The 15,279-nt window shown below is 42.0% G+C and carries 15 protein-coding genes and 1 tRNA gene; 4 read left to right on the top strand and 12 right to left on the bottom strand.

The window, feature by feature from the left end; all coding sequences use genetic code 11:
- Window positions 1–262: 262 nt before the first annotated feature.
- Together ahpC and ahpF are read left to right on the top strand one after the other, a co-directional pair.
- Window positions 263–829 (top strand): alkyl hydroperoxide reductase subunit C, encoded by a 567-nt coding sequence (gene ahpC / locus HMPREF0659_RS06190; RefSeq protein ID WP_013263799.1) that lies wholly within the window; start codon window positions 263–265, stop codon window positions 827–829.
- A gap of 116 nt (window positions 830–945) precedes the next feature.
- Window positions 946–2,499 carry an alkyl hydroperoxide reductase subunit F gene (gene ahpF, locus HMPREF0659_RS06195; protein WP_013264481.1) on the top strand — a complete coding sequence of 518 codons (1,554 nt, stop codon included), beginning with the start codon at window positions 946–948 and terminating at the stop codon, window positions 2,497–2,499.
- 110 nt (window positions 2,500–2,609) lie between these two features.
- On the opposite strand, the gene HMPREF0659_RS06200 is transcribed toward ahpF, so the two are convergent.
- From HMPREF0659_RS06200 to HMPREF0659_RS06220, 5 genes are all read right to left on the bottom strand, one after another.
- The gene (locus HMPREF0659_RS06200) at window positions 2,610–3,203 is read right to left on the bottom strand and encodes a hypothetical protein (protein ID WP_013263967.1); all 594 of its coding nucleotides are present in this window, start codon (window positions 3,201–3,203) and stop codon (window positions 2,610–2,612) included.
- 493 nt (window positions 3,204–3,696) lie between these two features.
- Complete coding sequence (locus HMPREF0659_RS06205; protein WP_013263960.1) at window positions 3,697–5,574, bottom strand: heavy metal translocating P-type ATPase; 1,878 nt, start codon at window positions 5,572–5,574, stop codon at window positions 3,697–3,699.
- A gap of 113 nt (window positions 5,575–5,687) precedes the next feature.
- Window positions 5,688–5,924, bottom strand: a complete 237-nt coding sequence (locus HMPREF0659_RS06210) for a hypothetical protein (protein WP_013264250.1) — start codon at window positions 5,922–5,924, stop codon at window positions 5,688–5,690.
- Window positions 5,924–6,397 carry a DUF3990 domain-containing protein gene (locus HMPREF0659_RS06215; RefSeq protein WP_013264111.1) on the bottom strand — a complete coding sequence of 158 codons (474 nt, stop codon included), beginning with the start codon at window positions 6,395–6,397 and terminating at the stop codon, window positions 5,924–5,926. Before HMPREF0659_RS06215 ends, HMPREF0659_RS06210 begins: the two co-directional genes overlap by 1 nt.
- Complete coding sequence (locus HMPREF0659_RS06220) at window positions 6,394–6,612, bottom strand: DUF3791 domain-containing protein (RefSeq protein WP_013264549.1); 219 nt, start codon at window positions 6,610–6,612, stop codon at window positions 6,394–6,396. The genes HMPREF0659_RS06215 and HMPREF0659_RS06220 overlap by 4 nt, the downstream gene beginning before the upstream one ends.
- Window positions 6,613–7,405: 793 nt before the next feature.
- Here HMPREF0659_RS06220 and dusB point away from each other — a divergent pair.
- Entirely contained in the window at window positions 7,406–8,362 is a 957-nt protein-coding gene (dusB, locus tag HMPREF0659_RS06225) for a tRNA dihydrouridine synthase DusB (protein ID WP_013264884.1), read from the top strand.
- Between the two features lie 98 nt (window positions 8,363–8,460).
- Here dusB and HMPREF0659_RS06230 read toward each other — a convergent pair.
- The 4 genes from HMPREF0659_RS06230 to HMPREF0659_RS06245 all read right to left on the bottom strand — a co-directional run bounded on the left by HMPREF0659_RS06230 (window position 8,461) and on the right by HMPREF0659_RS06245 (window position 12,771).
- Window positions 8,461–8,533: transfer RNA gene (locus HMPREF0659_RS06230), tRNA-Pro, on the bottom strand.
- 75 nt (window positions 8,534–8,608) lie between these two features.
- Window positions 8,609–9,931 carry a UDP-N-acetylmuramoyl-tripeptide--D-alanyl-D-alanine ligase gene (locus HMPREF0659_RS06235; RefSeq protein WP_044045916.1) on the bottom strand — a complete coding sequence of 441 codons (1,323 nt, stop codon included), beginning with the start codon at window positions 9,929–9,931 and terminating at the stop codon, window positions 8,609–8,611.
- A 266-nt stretch (window positions 9,932–10,197) separates the two neighbouring features.
- Complete coding sequence (locus tag HMPREF0659_RS06240; RefSeq protein ID WP_013264614.1) at window positions 10,198–11,169, bottom strand: ComEA family DNA-binding protein; 972 nt, start codon at window positions 11,167–11,169, stop codon at window positions 10,198–10,200.
- Between the two features lie 240 nt (window positions 11,170–11,409).
- On the bottom strand, window positions 11,410–12,771 hold the full coding sequence (locus HMPREF0659_RS06245) for a sodium-dependent transporter (RefSeq protein ID WP_013264583.1): 1,362 nt from the start codon (window positions 12,769–12,771) through the stop codon (window positions 11,410–11,412).
- A 150-nt stretch (window positions 12,772–12,921) separates the two neighbouring features.
- Between HMPREF0659_RS06245 and HMPREF0659_RS12745 the strand changes: the two genes are divergently transcribed.
- On the top strand, window positions 12,922–13,236 hold the full coding sequence (locus HMPREF0659_RS12745) for a VanZ family protein (RefSeq protein WP_308339921.1): 315 nt from the start codon (window positions 12,922–12,924) through the stop codon (window positions 13,234–13,236).
- On the opposite strand, the gene HMPREF0659_RS06255 is transcribed toward HMPREF0659_RS12745, so the two are convergent.
- The 3 genes from HMPREF0659_RS06255 to prfB all read right to left on the bottom strand — a co-directional run bounded on the left by HMPREF0659_RS06255 (window position 13,196) and on the right by prfB (window position 15,213).
- Window positions 13,196–13,693: a CYTH domain-containing protein gene (locus tag HMPREF0659_RS06255; protein WP_013264538.1), complete on the bottom strand. Its 498-nt coding sequence runs from the start codon at window positions 13,691–13,693 to the stop codon at window positions 13,196–13,198. The genes HMPREF0659_RS12745 and HMPREF0659_RS06255 overlap by 41 nt on opposite strands.
- Before the next feature lie 81 nt (window positions 13,694–13,774).
- Window positions 13,775–13,912 carry a hypothetical protein gene (locus HMPREF0659_RS12750; protein WP_167310034.1) on the bottom strand — a complete coding sequence of 46 codons (138 nt, stop codon included), beginning with the start codon at window positions 13,910–13,912 and terminating at the stop codon, window positions 13,775–13,777.
- A gap of 185 nt (window positions 13,913–14,097) precedes the next feature.
- Window positions 14,098–15,213: a peptide chain release factor 2 gene (prfB, locus tag HMPREF0659_RS06260; protein ID WP_004361424.1), complete on the bottom strand. Its 1,116-nt coding sequence runs from the start codon at window positions 15,211–15,213 to the stop codon at window positions 14,098–14,100.
- Window positions 15,214–15,279 lie beyond the last annotated feature (66 nt).

Here is a 15,279-nt window from a genome sequence, read left to right on the forward strand (position 1 = left end):
TTGCTTTTCAAAGACAACACGAGTGTTTCCGATTCTACTTTGGAATACATAAGTACTTTTTTGATATATTTTTTATCTGAAGGTAATCTTTTAATCTACCAAATATAGGAATATAACTTATTGACAATCAGCACCATAATACATCTTGATAGATTTTATTAATCAGCACATAGATTTTATCTATTGTCTGTAATGATTACAAATACTAACTTTGCATTGCAAAACAAAAAGATTTAATCACATAAATAGTTTTAAGTAAGATATGGAACCAATTATTAATGCACACGCACCAGAGTTTACCGTTCAGGCTTTCCAGGACGGACAGTTTAAGACCGTTTCAAGCAAGGATATCGAGGGCAAATGGGCACTCTTCTTCTTCTATCCAGCTGACTTCACTTTCGTATGTCCTACAGAGTTGGAGGATTTGGCTGACAAGTACGAGCAGCTCAAGGGTCTTGGTGTAGAGGTATTCTCAGTAAGTACTGATACTCACTTCGTACACAAGGCATGGCACGATGCTTCTGATAGAATCAAGAAGATTAAGTACACAATGCTTGCTGACCCAACTGGCGTATTGAGCCGTGGCTTCGGTGTATACAAAGAGGACGAGGGTTTGGCTTACCGTGGTACATTCCTCGTAAACCCAGAGGGTCTCGTTAAGATTGCTGAAATCCAGGACAACAGCATCGGTCGTAATGCTGATGAGTTGGTACGTAAGGTTGAGGCTGCGTTGTTCGTTGCTTCTCACGAGGGTGAGGTTTGCCCAGCTAAGTGGAAGCAGGGTGACGAAACATTGAAGCCAAGCATCGACCTTGTTGGTAAGCTCTAAGACTTAGTTTCTGTAATAACAGACATAAAAGTGTCATAGAAGTTATGGTGGAGAGATAAGTCTTCGGACTTTGTCTCTCCATTTTTTTATAATATATAGAGAAATTTACAAGCCCCATGTTAGATTCAAGCATACTCGAACAGGTGAAGGGCGTCTTTGGTTCGCTCTCATCTGATATAACCCTTAGCGTTACTCGCAATAGTAATGATGAGAACTCTGCAGAGTTTTCGTCTTTCGTAGAGGATATTGCCTCTACTTCTGACAAGATAAAGACGGTTTATCAGGAAGGAGAACACTTCTCATTCAGTATTCTTCGCAATGGTGAAGAGACTGGTATCAGCTTCCGTGGTATACCAAATGGTCACGAGTTTACCTCGTTGCTCCTTGCTATCCTTAACTCTGACGGACAGGGTAAGAACCTTCCTGACGAGGCGATAGCTACACGTATCAAGTCGTTGAAGGGTGAAATCCGCCTTCAGACCTACGTATCACTCACCTGTACAAACTGTCCTGACGTTGTTCAGGCACTCAACGTAATGGCGCTTATCAACCCAAATATTAGCAATGAGATGGTTGATGGTGGTCTTTATCAGGATGAAATACAACGTTTGAACATACAAGGCGTACCTTCTGTGTACGTTAATGGGGAACCATTGCACACCGGTCGTGGTGATCTTGGTATCCTTCTGCAAGAGTTGGAGGACAAAGTTGGTACCGACCATGATGAGAATGCGGTGCAAACAGTACGTGAATATGATGTTATCGTACTCGGTGGTGGTCCTGCTGGAGCATCTTCTGCTATCTATTCTGCTCGCAAAGGCTTGCGCGTAGCTATCGTTGCGGAGCGTATTGGAGGACAGGTAAACGACACAACAGGTATCGAGAATCTTATCTCTGTTACCAAAACGACAGGTACACAGCTTGCTGCCGACCTTCGCACACATATCAATGATTATTCGATTGATGTATTCGACAACCGCAAGGTGGTATCAACCAACTTGAAAGAGGCTATTAAGACTGTTTCAGTACGTGGTGGAGAAACCTTCACCGCACCAGCTGTTGTGATTGCAACAGGTGCAAGTTGGCGCCTTCTTGGTCTGCCAGATGAGGATAAATACATCGGTCATGGTGAGCATTTCTGTCCTCATTGCGATGGTCCTTTCTACAAAGGTAAGGACGTAGCAGTCATCGGTGGTGGTAACTCTGGTATCGAAGCAGCCATTGACTTGGCTGGTATCTGCCGCCACGTGACCGTACTTGAGTTCGCTGATGCTATGCGTGCTGATGAAGTTTTACAGCAGAAAGTAGCCAGCCTGCCTAATGTTGAGGTGTTCCTTTCTACCCAAACAACAGCTCTCTTGGGTGATGGTCAGAAGCTATCGGGTATCAGAGTGAAGGACCGCACCAATGATGAGGAACGTGATATAGCCTTAGATGGTGTCTTTGTTCAGATTGGTTTGTCGCCAAACAGCGATGCTTTCAAGGATCAAGTAGAGGTTACTCCTCGCAATGAGATTGTCATTGACGCAACCAATCGCACTAATCTAAGTGGCGTATATGCTGCTGGTGACGTTACGACGGTGCCTTACAAACAGATTACAATTGCTATGGGAGAAGGTGCAAAGGCTGCCCTTTCAGCCTTTGATGACCGTATCCGTGGCGTGATTTAAGAATAATATCTTCTCTGACTTGAGTATATGTTGAGCCCGATGAGGCAAGTGTGATATTTCTTCGCCTTGTCCATCGGGCTTTTTTCGTTTACCTATACTCACACTAAAAGCTATTTCTTCAGTTCTTTTTGCTCATTCTTTTTCTGAATAGAATCAGCTTTTAATTCCTGCTGTGTTTGTCGATAAGCCTTGAGGATAGGATCTTCCTTATCCTCTAAACCGTCCATTTTCTTGAAAATTTCACGCAACTCTCTGACATGCCTACGGTCTCTACGGTATCGTTTGTCAAGTATAAGACCTAAATCGAAACCACCAAGTCCACCAGACGGGCGTTTTTCTAAGATGTCTCGTTTCGGCATCTTTTTCAACAGTTCACGCCCATCAACAACCTGTTTACCTATCACCACCACCTCATCCAAATAATGTTCTGCAGGGAAAAGGAAGACGGTATCACGCAAAACTTCACTCCGAAATAACTTCTCTGGTGCATAACCTTTCTTTTTAAAGGTAGCTGTTTGGAATGAATCAGGTAGGTTAATGATTCCTTGCCATGTAGTAAGTCCCACATTCTTCCCATCCACACTGACCAACACATCACGTATCGGAAAGCGCGTTGCCCCATCACAAACCAGCACTTTCTGTGCTTGAAGTGATGAGAGGGGTAGCAAAAGCCACAAGAAAAATAGAAATAATCGTATCTGCATAGCAATCAACTCTCTACTGCAAACTTACATAAAAGTTTTCTTATTCGGCTTTTTTCGTAATTATTTTTATCGTAAAAGCAGAAGGTTGTAACATTGTTTAAGAGTGAAAGAGTTCATCTCTTCTCAACGTGCGAAGGCTCAGCACCAATGGTGCGGACGCTGAACACCAATAGTGTGGACAGCGATGTCACACCGAATCACTAAGCAATAAAAACCTTATTAATAACGTAATAACTCAAAGGGAATCATAGGCTTGCATCACAAAGACCAATAGTAGTATCACTCGAAATGCCAGATAAGCCGAAAGAGAACAGTCTATTGCTTTATCAAATTATGCTTTTCAAACTATTAAAAAAGGCATCTGCGTAGCTACTTTACGACAGATGCCAAATTACTTTCATGTAAAAAAGAAATTATTTTCACGAAAATAAATATTTACATTCATGAAGAAAAATATTTATTTTCATGAAAATAAATTGAGAAGAATACCTTTCTATCTTGCTCTCATCGCATTAAGAACGGCAAGAACCATCACACCAACATCAGCAAAGACGGCTAATCCCATGCTTGCCATTCCAAAGGTGGCAAGAAGAAGGACTGCAACTTTAATACCGATGGCGAACCATGCGTTCTCCTTTGCTATGAAAATAGTACGGCATGAGAGTTCTATGGCAAGTGCTATCTTCGAAGGTTTATCGTCCATCAGTACAACATCGGCTGCCTCAATAGCTGCATCACTTCCCAAAGCACCCATAGCAATGCCCACATCAGCACGTGCCAATACTGGTGCATCATTGATTCCATCACCGACAAAGGCGATTGTTTCACCAGCATTTTTCTCTGCAATGAGCCGCTCAACATGCTTTACTTTGTCAGTAGGGAGCAGTTCTGCATAATATTCCGTCACCTTTGTCTGCTCAGCAACTTGCTCAACAACTTCCCTCTTGTCGCCGCTCAGCATCACTGTCTTACTAACCCCCAACTGCTTCAGAGACTCTATAGCCTTCACTGCATCAGCCTTCAACTGGTCAGAGATAACGATATGACCTGCATATTCACCATCAATCGCAACGTGAACAATCGTACCCGCATGGCTCGTACAACGTTTGCAGGTAGGGATTGTAATACCTAATGTTGCCATTAAACGGCTGTTACCAACACTTACTTTCTGATTATTAACAGTGGCAGTAATACCCTGTCCCGCTGTTTCTTGTATATCTTCAACAATGCAATTATCCTTTTCATTCGCATATGCCATACGGAGAGCAAGGGCGATTGGATGGGTAGAATAACGTTCAACATGGGCTGCTAAATGAAGCAACTCATGCTCAGAGAGTTTCTCTGGGTGGATAGCCTCAACATCAAAAGTACCACGTGTCAATGTTCCTGTCTTATCGAATACTACCGTAGAGAGTTTTGACAAAGCATCCATATAGTTACCACCCTTAATGAGGATTCCCTTATGAGAAGCCCCACCGATGCCCGCAAAGAAGGTAAGAGGAATAGAAATAACCAAAGCACATGGGCAACTTACAACCAAGAAGGTCAATGCACGATAGAGCCAAACACCAAAGGCTGGTGCGTAACTATCATAGAAGAACGGAGGAATAACAGCCAAAGCAAGGGCAGCAATCACCACAATAGGTGTATAGACACGTGCAAAACGACGAATGAACGACTCACTGCGTGACTTGTTATCACCTGCCTCTTCAACGAGTTGGATAATCTTTGCAGCGGTAGACTCGCTATATGCCTTTTCAACTTGTACTTTCAACACACCCGAAAGATTAACACAACCAGAGATAACTTCCATACCCGCACTTACATCACGTGGCATACTCTCACCCGTAAGGGCTACGGTATTAAGGCTGGAACTGCCCTCAAGCACCCTTCCATCTAACGGTATCTTCTCTCCTGGTTTAACAATCACTGTCTCACCTATCTTCACTTCCTCTGGACTTACGCTCGCTACCACTCCGTTTCGCTCTACATTGGCTACATCTGGACGGATATCCATTAGTTCAGAGATGGAGTCGCGCGCCTTATCTTCCGCATAATGCTCAAAGAGTTCGCCTAATTGGAAGAACAACATCACGAAGACTCCTTCGATAAACTGTGGTTCGGCACCGGGAAGGAAACCGATGAGCAATGCTCCGATAGTCGCAATACTCATAAGGAAATTCTCGTCAAAAGGATCGCCTTCCATGATTCCCTCAACCGCTTCACCTAATACATCATAACTGATAACCAGATAAGGAACCAAATAAACAAGCAACACCTGCCACATTGGAAGTGCTGTGAAATGCTCTACTAACCATGCTCCAGCGAGGAGTACAGCCGTAAGAATGATTCTTATAAGTTTCTTTTTCATAATCTAAAACCTGTTACTGCATTAATATTCTGCTGCAAAGATAAAGATTATGTTTTGCAACTCGGTTGCAAAGATGGCTGTAAATTAAATTTAGATAATCGTTTTAATAAAGATTAGTTGACTTGTGGCAACTGTCCAGTCTTATACTCTTTCTTGAGCAAATGATACACATAGCCTGGACTCTGGTAATAAAGTCCAGTCCGCTTGTTCTGCAGAAGTTCAAGTGTCTTTGAAGAATAAACAATATCCAAAGCTTCTGCAGTATCCAAATGAAAGTCTTTTATAAGATAAGTTGTCAGCTCATCAATAGTGAAATTGACAAGGTGTTTAAATCTTTCTTGTTGTGTCATTACTTTATTCTTCTTAATTGTTTTACAGCCTTTTCAGTTCCAAAGAAATACTGATTACTGAGCTTCTTAAACTTAAGCATCCTTGTAAACTGTGCCAAAGTGACTGCTCCCGTAGTGTACAGGTTGATAAGAAAGGCTACTCCATCATCTGCTATAGGTCCGACAACGATATCATAATCATGCTGATAGTTTTTGTTTCTTGACCTATTATTAAAGATAAATGTTGCCCATTCAGGGGTAGTTCCTTCAAAAATCAGCACTTTCAAATCACCTTTATGTAAGGAACTCTCATCGAATTCATACTCTTGTACAATGGCTTTGCCCCCCAACGCCTCGTATTTTCGTTTCGCCATTCGTTCTGCCTGCTCACGTATTGTCGTCAAGTAAAAGCCTTGTCCGAAGTCTTTTAGCGGGAAAGACTTTGCAAGATCAATCTCTGAAAAATCAGTATTAGTACCATGATAGAGTCTCATGCTAATTCTCCTCCATTCTTTTGACAAACTTTGATAAGGTCATCTACCGTATCATCTATAGACAATGTATGTTCCACGTCATAATACTCTAAAAGAAATTGTATTCCCTTAAAGTTATAAAGATAGCGGAAAGATTGCTGTACCGTCAAGTTAAAGCGATCACCAAACGTTCTGATAACAGCGTTCAAATAGGGGATTTTATACTGATCATCCATAATACGTGAACTTTATATTGCAAAAATACTACATATTTTGTGTAGTACAAAATAATTAAGATTGAAAAACAACTTTCCCTTTTTCTTCCCTTTCCTTTTCATTTCCTTACCCTATTAGCTTTTAAAAACAGTTCTTCCATTAAATGCGTAGATTGTTAATAGAATGAGATTCATCCGCATACATGGTATGATTACCTCTAATTAGATGGTTTTACAAAGGGGGGATAAACTACATAATAAATGTAATTAGCTGCAATGTCTATCTGTCTTCTACTATCAACGTATTCCCTTATTAACTAAATTTTGTAAATTATTTTCGTACAACTCAAAACCAACACATGCTCTTTTGGCTTCTAAAAGACGCCCAATTGGCTTGCAAAAGGTGCCCTTTAAGCCCCTTACTAACGCCCTTTTGAAGTCCAATTAAGCACCTTTTATTTTATTACTTGATAACTTCCTGATTCTCTGTTAATTGCAAACCTGCTTTTTGTATGTGGTTTTGCCGTTATTTATAGATATTTTCTTTGGAATTATGTAATGATTTTTCAAATCACTGTCTGCCTTTTTTCGAAGTCCAAAAAGAAATGATTTTCAATATCAGAGGATGATAATAGGATAGAATGCTGACTGTCTTAGCCAAGTTTTTGTTTAATGAGCAACCTCGGCTCTTACGTTAAAGCAATACGAAAAGCGTCCATACATTTAACGGAAGGATATTAAAACTTTCCCTCCTTTTACTTTTTTGCCTTCTTACTCCTTTACTATTCAAAGCCTTTTCGTTACCTTTGCACCTATGAAAATAGGAACAATAGATTTGGGGGAACGCCCACTATTCTTGGCTCCAATGGAAGATGTGACAGATATTGGCTTCCGCAAGATGTGTAAACGCTTCGGTGCAGCCATGGTATATACGGAGTTTGTGTCGGCTGATGCCGTCATCCGTAGTATCAAGTCGACACTTTCAAAATTAGTCATTGACGATAGTGAGCGTCCTGTAGGAATACAGATATATGGCAGGGATGTAGCTTCAATGGTTGAAGCAGCTAAGATTGTAGAACAGGTAAAGCCCGATGTGATTGACATTAACTTTGGTTGTCCAGTGAAGAAGGTGGCAAACAAGGGTGCTGGCTCTGGTATGTTGAAGAACATCCCACTGCTACTTGACATCACAAGAGAGGTAGTGAAGGCTGTCAACACACCAGTCACTGTAAAGACTCGATTAGGTTGGGACAACGACAACCTCATTATCACCGATCTTGCTGAGCAACTACAAGACTGTGGTATACAGGCATTAACCATTCATGGACGCACTCGCGCACAGATGTATACAGGCGAGGCAGACTGGACATTGATTGGTGAGGTGAAGAACAATCCACGCATTCATATCCCCATCATTGGCAATGGTGATGTTACAAGTATTGAAGAAGCGCACGAGAAGTTCGACCGTTATGGTGTTGATGCGGTGATGATTGGCCGTGCAACCTTCGGTTGTCCGTGGCTCTTTAATCAAGGTGAGAAGCAGCTGACTATCGATGACAAGATCGATATACTTGAAGAAATGCTACGCATTAATGTGGAACGTATCGACGAACATCGTGGTATTCTACATACCCGCCGACACTTAGCAGCATCGCCAATCTTCAAAGGAATCCCCGATTTTAAGAAGACACGCATCGCTATGTTGCGCACAACAAAGATAGATGAGTTGATGGCAATCCTTGAAGATTGCAGAGAAAAACTAAGAGAATGATAATTAATAAGGCTTATAGGCCTAATTAGGCTAATAAGGCTAAGTAGCCCAATAAAACCAAAAAGGGAAGAAACCAAACGGCTTCTTCCCTTTTTCTGTCGGGATGACCAGAGTCGAACTGGCGACCCCTACGTCCCGAACGTAGTGCGCTACCAACTGCGCTACATCCCGATAGCTTAAAAGCAAGTGCAAAGTTAACTATTTTCTCGGAACTAACACAAACTTTCTCGCCGTTTTTCTTTCTTGTTATAGCAAGGCTGGAAGCTCAAAAAGCTTGATGCCATTACTACCTTTTATCAAGATATAATGATCCTCTGGACGATGAAGAGCTATCTCCTTTTTCACCTCATCAATGTCGCGGAACTTGCGGAAATCGGTTTGTGTCTTTCCAAACTCCTCTCCAACAAGCCATACATTACGAATGTCTGTAGCCTTAAGCAATTCCACAACCTTCTGATGTTCTTCTGCAGACGCATCTCCAAGTTCACGCATATCACCGAGGATAGCCATCTTATTCTCTACCTCCATCAGTTGGAAGTTCTCTATCGCAGCAGCCATACTGGATGGATTAGCATTGTAAGCATCCACAATAAGCTTGTTATGTGCTGTCTCAGTCAACTGAGAACGATTGTTATGAGGCACATAGTTCTCCAGAGCATAGTTGATTTGCTGTGGCGTAACACCAAAGTGAAGACCAATAGCTATGGCTGCCAACATATTATCTAAGTTGTAAGAACCAATGAGATGGGTCTGTACTTCGTAGATAGTAGGTGATGGGTGATGGGTGTTAAGGCTTGATGACTGCCACTCAAACTTCAAACACGGAGCGCAGCTAACAACATAACCTTGCACATCAGCGGTCTCATCTTGTCCGTAAGTTATGATACGATCAAACGCTCGCTGTTCTGCCATTTCCGTCAAATCGGGATTGCTCTCGTTGAGGAACAGTAAACAACCATGAGCTTTAAGGAAATCATAAAGTTCACCCTTGGTCTTCTTTACGCCCTCAAAACTACCAAAACCCTGAAGATGTGCACGACCGACATTAGTAATCAAACCACAAGTTGGCTCTACGTATGTAACCAATTTCTCAATGTCACCGGGATGAGAAGCACCCATCTCGATAACTGCAATCTCATGTTCTGGACGAATACCTAACAACGTACGAGGCACACCTACATCGTTGTTATAGTTCGCCTCCGTATGATGTACATTAAACTTCTCAGCCAATACGGCAGAGATAAGTTCTTTACTTGTCGTCTTTCCGTTTGTTCCTGTAATACCAATCACAGGGATTGAGAACTGACGACGATGTTCGCGTGCCAATTCTTTATAAGTTACAAGGGCGTCATCAACGAGGATATAACGCTCGTCGCCTGCCTTTGCATATTCTTTTTCGTCAATGATCGCATAGCTACAGCCCTTTTCTAAAGCAGCTTCTGCAAACTTATTACCATCGAATGATGCTCCCTTCAATGCCACGAAAATACTTCCTTCAGGACAGTTACGGCTGTCTGTGGTCACAACAGGGTGCGCTTGGTAAATCTTGTAAATCTCCTGTATATCCATTGCGTTTACTTTATTCTTTGTGCAAAGGTAAGCTAAATGAAAGACAATGCAAAGCAATGAATGTCTTTTTTTATTATCAGAAATCATCTTCAAGCTGTTGGAGTGATTGCTATTAGATTCCACACAACGATAGATAGCAAGGGAATTAACGCCCCGCACCATTGGTGCGAATGGTGAGCACCATTGGTGCGGAGCATCAACACAACGAAAAAAGATAGTAAAGAGTTTCTATCAGAACCCTATAATCGCTTATAAAACATGACTACCTAAAACGCGACATACGGCCGCAGACGTTCGATTGCTTCGGGCGTAAAGTCTTTTAATAAGTGGAGTTGTGAGAGACTGGTTAGTTTTCCTTTCAGCCGTCTATAGTCGCAAATAGCCTTAGCCTGATAGAAATTCACATAAGGATGCTTACGAAGTTGTGCGAGAGTTGCAGTATTTAGGTTTATCTTCTCTGTCTGTGGGTTAGCAATAGAGAAGTAAGGTAGGCTTTCTTCTGGGAACCCTTCAATCTCTTGCAGTTGTCCCACAGCAACATATCCGCCTAATCGTTTACCATAGTTAAGGATGGCACGCGCCCACCCAGAGCCAATACCGGGGACCTTCTTTAGCTGGGTTGTGTCAGCCGTAACGAGATTGATATGTTCACCAACTTTTAGCTTCAATGGGTAGCGGAGGGTGTCACGGTCATACCCTCTGTTAGGTTTATACGTGTTTTGCGCCTTATAGGCCTCATAAGCTGCATGAGCAGCCTGCTTATCAGCTTCTTTTTGAGCAATATAAGCTTGTACAGAGGCGAGTGTGGAGGCTGGTTCGTAATCATCACCAATCGTTATATAGGGTTCTAACGCTCGATACTGTTTGCGTGTAAGACCATAGAGGCGGGCAAAGTCCATCGGTGAATGATAGACTCCTCCTTTAGAACGATACTTGATAATATTACGTACTTGGAAAGGAGCCAAGCCTAACTGCTGCAACTCTTCGGCTGTAGCTGTATTTGGATCGAAAGGAAATAGGTGTTTTCCTTCTGCCGTTTCAACTATAGGAAGTTGCTCTTTACGGGAGAAAGAAGTGGGTTTGTTCTTACTTATACTATCGCTTTTCACAGCAGAAGTTTCCGTTGTTTGATTGCCAACAAAGATAATCAAACCAATGCTACCAACGATAAACAGCAATAGTAGCAACAGCACTTTTCGATCGGAACGATGGAGATAGAAAATTGATTTTAGGTTCATAGTATACAGTGTTTAAACTCTGATGAATCCTTCAAAAGAAGAAATCATTATAGATATAAGGGAGGGGTTAGAGGATTATTAAGTATTAGTTGGTGATAATAGGTTGTAAATTAATGTTGGAAGTTAATACTTCTTTTTTTCTTACCCATCCCCTCTCCTATTGGAGAAGGGTTGGTATAGGATTTCTTCTCATACTTTTCAAGGATAGAGAAGATAGAGGAAAATTGCGTACCTAATGGCTTAGAACACACCTAACTGATGTAGGAAGATTGCGAGAATAGCCAATGGACAAACAAAACGGATGAGGAAGTAATAGGCACCAAAGAAGATACCACGTGTGGTTCCCCAGTTGGTAAATTCGTCCTTCACTAATTTCTTTGGTACATACCAGCCTATGAATAGGCAGGTGAGAAGTCCTCCTATAGGTAGGAAGATTTGTCCTGTCACAAAGTCGAAGACATCGAAGAGGTCGACACCTGCCACCTTGAGGAAACTCCAATCGCCCAATGACAGCGAGCAGACTGCACCAATAAGCGAACATCCAGCCGTAACAATCATTGCAGCACGTGGACGGCTGATGTGTAACTCCTCTTGGAAGAAGGCTGTACTCACTTCGTGTAGGGATATCAATGAGGTCAACGCTGCCATTGAAAGCAACAGATAGAATGCCATTGAAATGATATAGCCAACTATAGGCATACTTGCAAAGGCCTGCTCAAAGACATTTGGAAGGGTGATGAAGATAAGAGATGGTCCACTATCAGGACTTACTCCCACAGAGAATGCAGCTGGGAAAATCATCAAACCTGCAAGAATAGCAACGCAGGTGTCAATGATACCAATCTGTACTGCTGAGTTCAACAACTTTGTATGACGACTATAATAAGAGGCGTATGTACAGATACACCCCATCGCAATGCTCATCGAATAGAATGATTGCCCTAAAGCGCCCAAGAATACATCGCCTGTTACCTTACTGAAGTCGGGCTTCAGAAGGAATTCTACGCCCTTACTTGCGCCTGGAAGAAGGCAAGATGCAACGACAATAGCCACCAAAAGCACAAAGAGGGCTGGCATCAGAATCTTTGAAGCACGCTCGATACCATTCCTAACACCATGAATGATAACGTAATGCGTGAAAAGTAGAATCATTACTGTCCATAGAACTGGCTTCCATGGATTGGTAGAGAAGTCTGTAAAATAAGACTTGAAATAATCTGGTGTACCATGCAGATGATTCATTACGGAGGCTACTCCATATTGCAAACACCAACCCGAAACGACAGCGTAATAGCCCGTAATGAGGAAACCAGTGAGCACTCCTAAGTAACCTACCCACTTCCAAACACTCCCATTAGACAACTTTGTATAGGCTCGTGCCGTATTTGAGGCTGCATGACGACCGATAATGAACTCGCTAATCATACAAGGCAAGCCCAATAACAAGATGCAACCAATATAAATAAGAATGAAAGCAGCACCACCATTCTGACCTGTCATATAAGGGAAACGCCATACATTACCCAAACCAACAGCACCGCCTGCAGTGGCAAGAATCATACCTAACTTGCTTCCAAACTTCGCTCTTTTTTGTTCACTCATATAAATTTGATTTGAATATATGCGCAAATTTACGAAAAAATATCTACTTTTGTGTCAAATTAGAAGTAAAATATGAGTATAACAAAACACATCTTAACTAAATACCCATTTAGTTGTATTATTGTAATTGGAACTTGGATATTGTGTTTTATGACTATTCCAGAAACGCCACTGAGTTCTGTTCGGTTTATTGATAAGTGGACACATAGTCTTATTTACTTAGTTTTAGGCCTAAGTATAAGCCTCGAATACTTACGCAATACAAAGCAGCCCAGCCCCAAATTCATCATTGTATGGGTCTGGTTTCTACCTATTATCATGGGAGGACTCATTGAAGTTCTTCAATCCTACTGTACGAATGGGAATCGAAGTGGTGAATGGCTCGACTTCTTCGCAGATGCTATTGGCTCGACAATAGCCGTGCTTATCGGTATTCTTCTGGTACGATATCGCGCCAAAGCTTAAATGGATTGCGACGCATCTGGGAATTATAGAAGTGGCGATTACCCGTAACTTCTAAGCCAATAAAGTCTGGTTTATCAAACGATTCATCCTCACTTCCTAACTCCACTTCAGCCAAGACGAGTCCATCATTATCACCATGAAACTCATCTATCTCAAAGGTATGACCTTCAAAAGGTACAAGATAGCGATGCTTATCAATCACACCTGGCTCGCATAAAAGCATTAATTGCTGTGCTTCTTCCAGTGTAATCTCTTTTTCAAACTCATAACGTGATAGCCCACCTGTACGTGATGGACCTTTGATTGTCAGATATCCCTTATCATCCCTGATACGAACACGAACAGTATTAACAGCTGCAAAATATCCTTGTTGCATGTGACTACAACTACTTGCATGCTTTTTCCAGTCCATATTCTTATGAACTAAGAACTTTCTTTCAATCTCTAATCCACTCATGAGACCCCTATTGTTAATATAATAAGCGACTGTCACGATCTAAGAGATAACAGTCGCGTATCATTTGTGTCCTGTTTACTATTAGCTATTTGATGCTATAATGATTGTAAGAACGCCCAAAGCGACTAAAATCACAGCCAACCAAGCAACGACACGATTAGCCTGCTTTTCTTGTTTAAGTTCTCTTTCCTTACGATTTATTTTACTTCTTTCACTCATAGTTATATTATTTTAAAAGGTTGTATATCATTATTAATAGGGGAAGAAACCTCCCTAAGTTCCGCAAAAGGAGGAGAAATATTGGATTACAGTAGGATAATTGCAGATTTTTCCTTTGATAACCTTTATCCAAATCATTCCCCATTAGGCTCTTTCCTCCCCTCAGAGAAGACGGAAGAAGCTTTCTATTCCTCCGTTGGAAACTCCATCAGATAAGCTTTGATGAAGTCATCAATCTTACCATCCATCACACCATCCACATCAGAAGTCTGATAATTAGTGCGGTGATCCTTCACACGACGGTCATCAAAGACGTAACTTCGAATCTGACTTCCCCACTCAATCTTCTTCTTACCAGCCTCAATCTTAGCCTGTTCTTCCATGCGTTTCTTCATTGCACGGTCATACAACTGCGACTTCAAGAGCTGCATAGCCTTAGCACGGTTCTTCGGTTGGTCGCGAGTTTCCGTATTTTCAATGAGGATTTCCTCCTGTTCTCCAGTGTCAGGATCTTCATATTGATAGCGCAAACGTACACCTGACTCCACCTTGTTGACGTTCTGTCCACCCGCACCACTCGAACGGAAGGTATCCCAACTGACACGAGCAGGGTCAACATATACCTCTATCGTATCATCAACCAATGGCGTAACAAAGACGCTGGCAAAGCTTGTCATACGCTTACCTTGGGCATTGAACGGACTAACACGTACTAAACGATGCACACCATTCTCACTCTTCAAGTAGCCATAAGCATATTCTCCACCCTCGAACTTCATTGTCACACTCTTAATACCAGCCTCATCGCCTTCCTGTATATCAGAGATAGTAACTCTATATCCCTGTGCTTCGCCCCAACGCATATACATACGCATCAGCATAGAAGCCCAGTCTTGACTCTCCGTACCGCCCGCTCCTGAGTTAATTTTCATCACACACTCCATCGGATCCTCCTCCTGACGTAGCATATTCTTAAGCTCTAATCCTTCGATTACCTTAAGAACCTTAGCGTATGCGGTATCAACTTCCTCCTCAGTGACAAGTTCATCTTTATAGAAATCGAACGCCAACTGTACTTCATCAGCCAACGCACGTGCCTTATCATAGTCTTTAACCCATTTCTCGATATCCTTAACTTTCTTCATCTGCTCCTGTGCACGAGCTGGGTCATCCCAAAAATCTGGGGCTTGTGTACGGAGTTGTTCCTCCTCAAACTCTATTCGTTTCTTGTCAATATCAAGGTAACGGTGCAACGCTTCAGTGCGTTCTTGGATATCTTTTAGCTGATCTGCTGTTATCATCTTTATTCTTTTATCGTTGGAATGGGGTTAGGAGAACTGGTAGAACGAGTAAGACTATCAAAAATA

The organism is Prevotella melaninogenica ATCC 25845, from assembly GCF_000144405.1.
Taxonomy (GTDB): Bacteria; Bacteroidota; Bacteroidia; order Bacteroidales; family Bacteroidaceae; genus Prevotella; species Prevotella melaninogenica.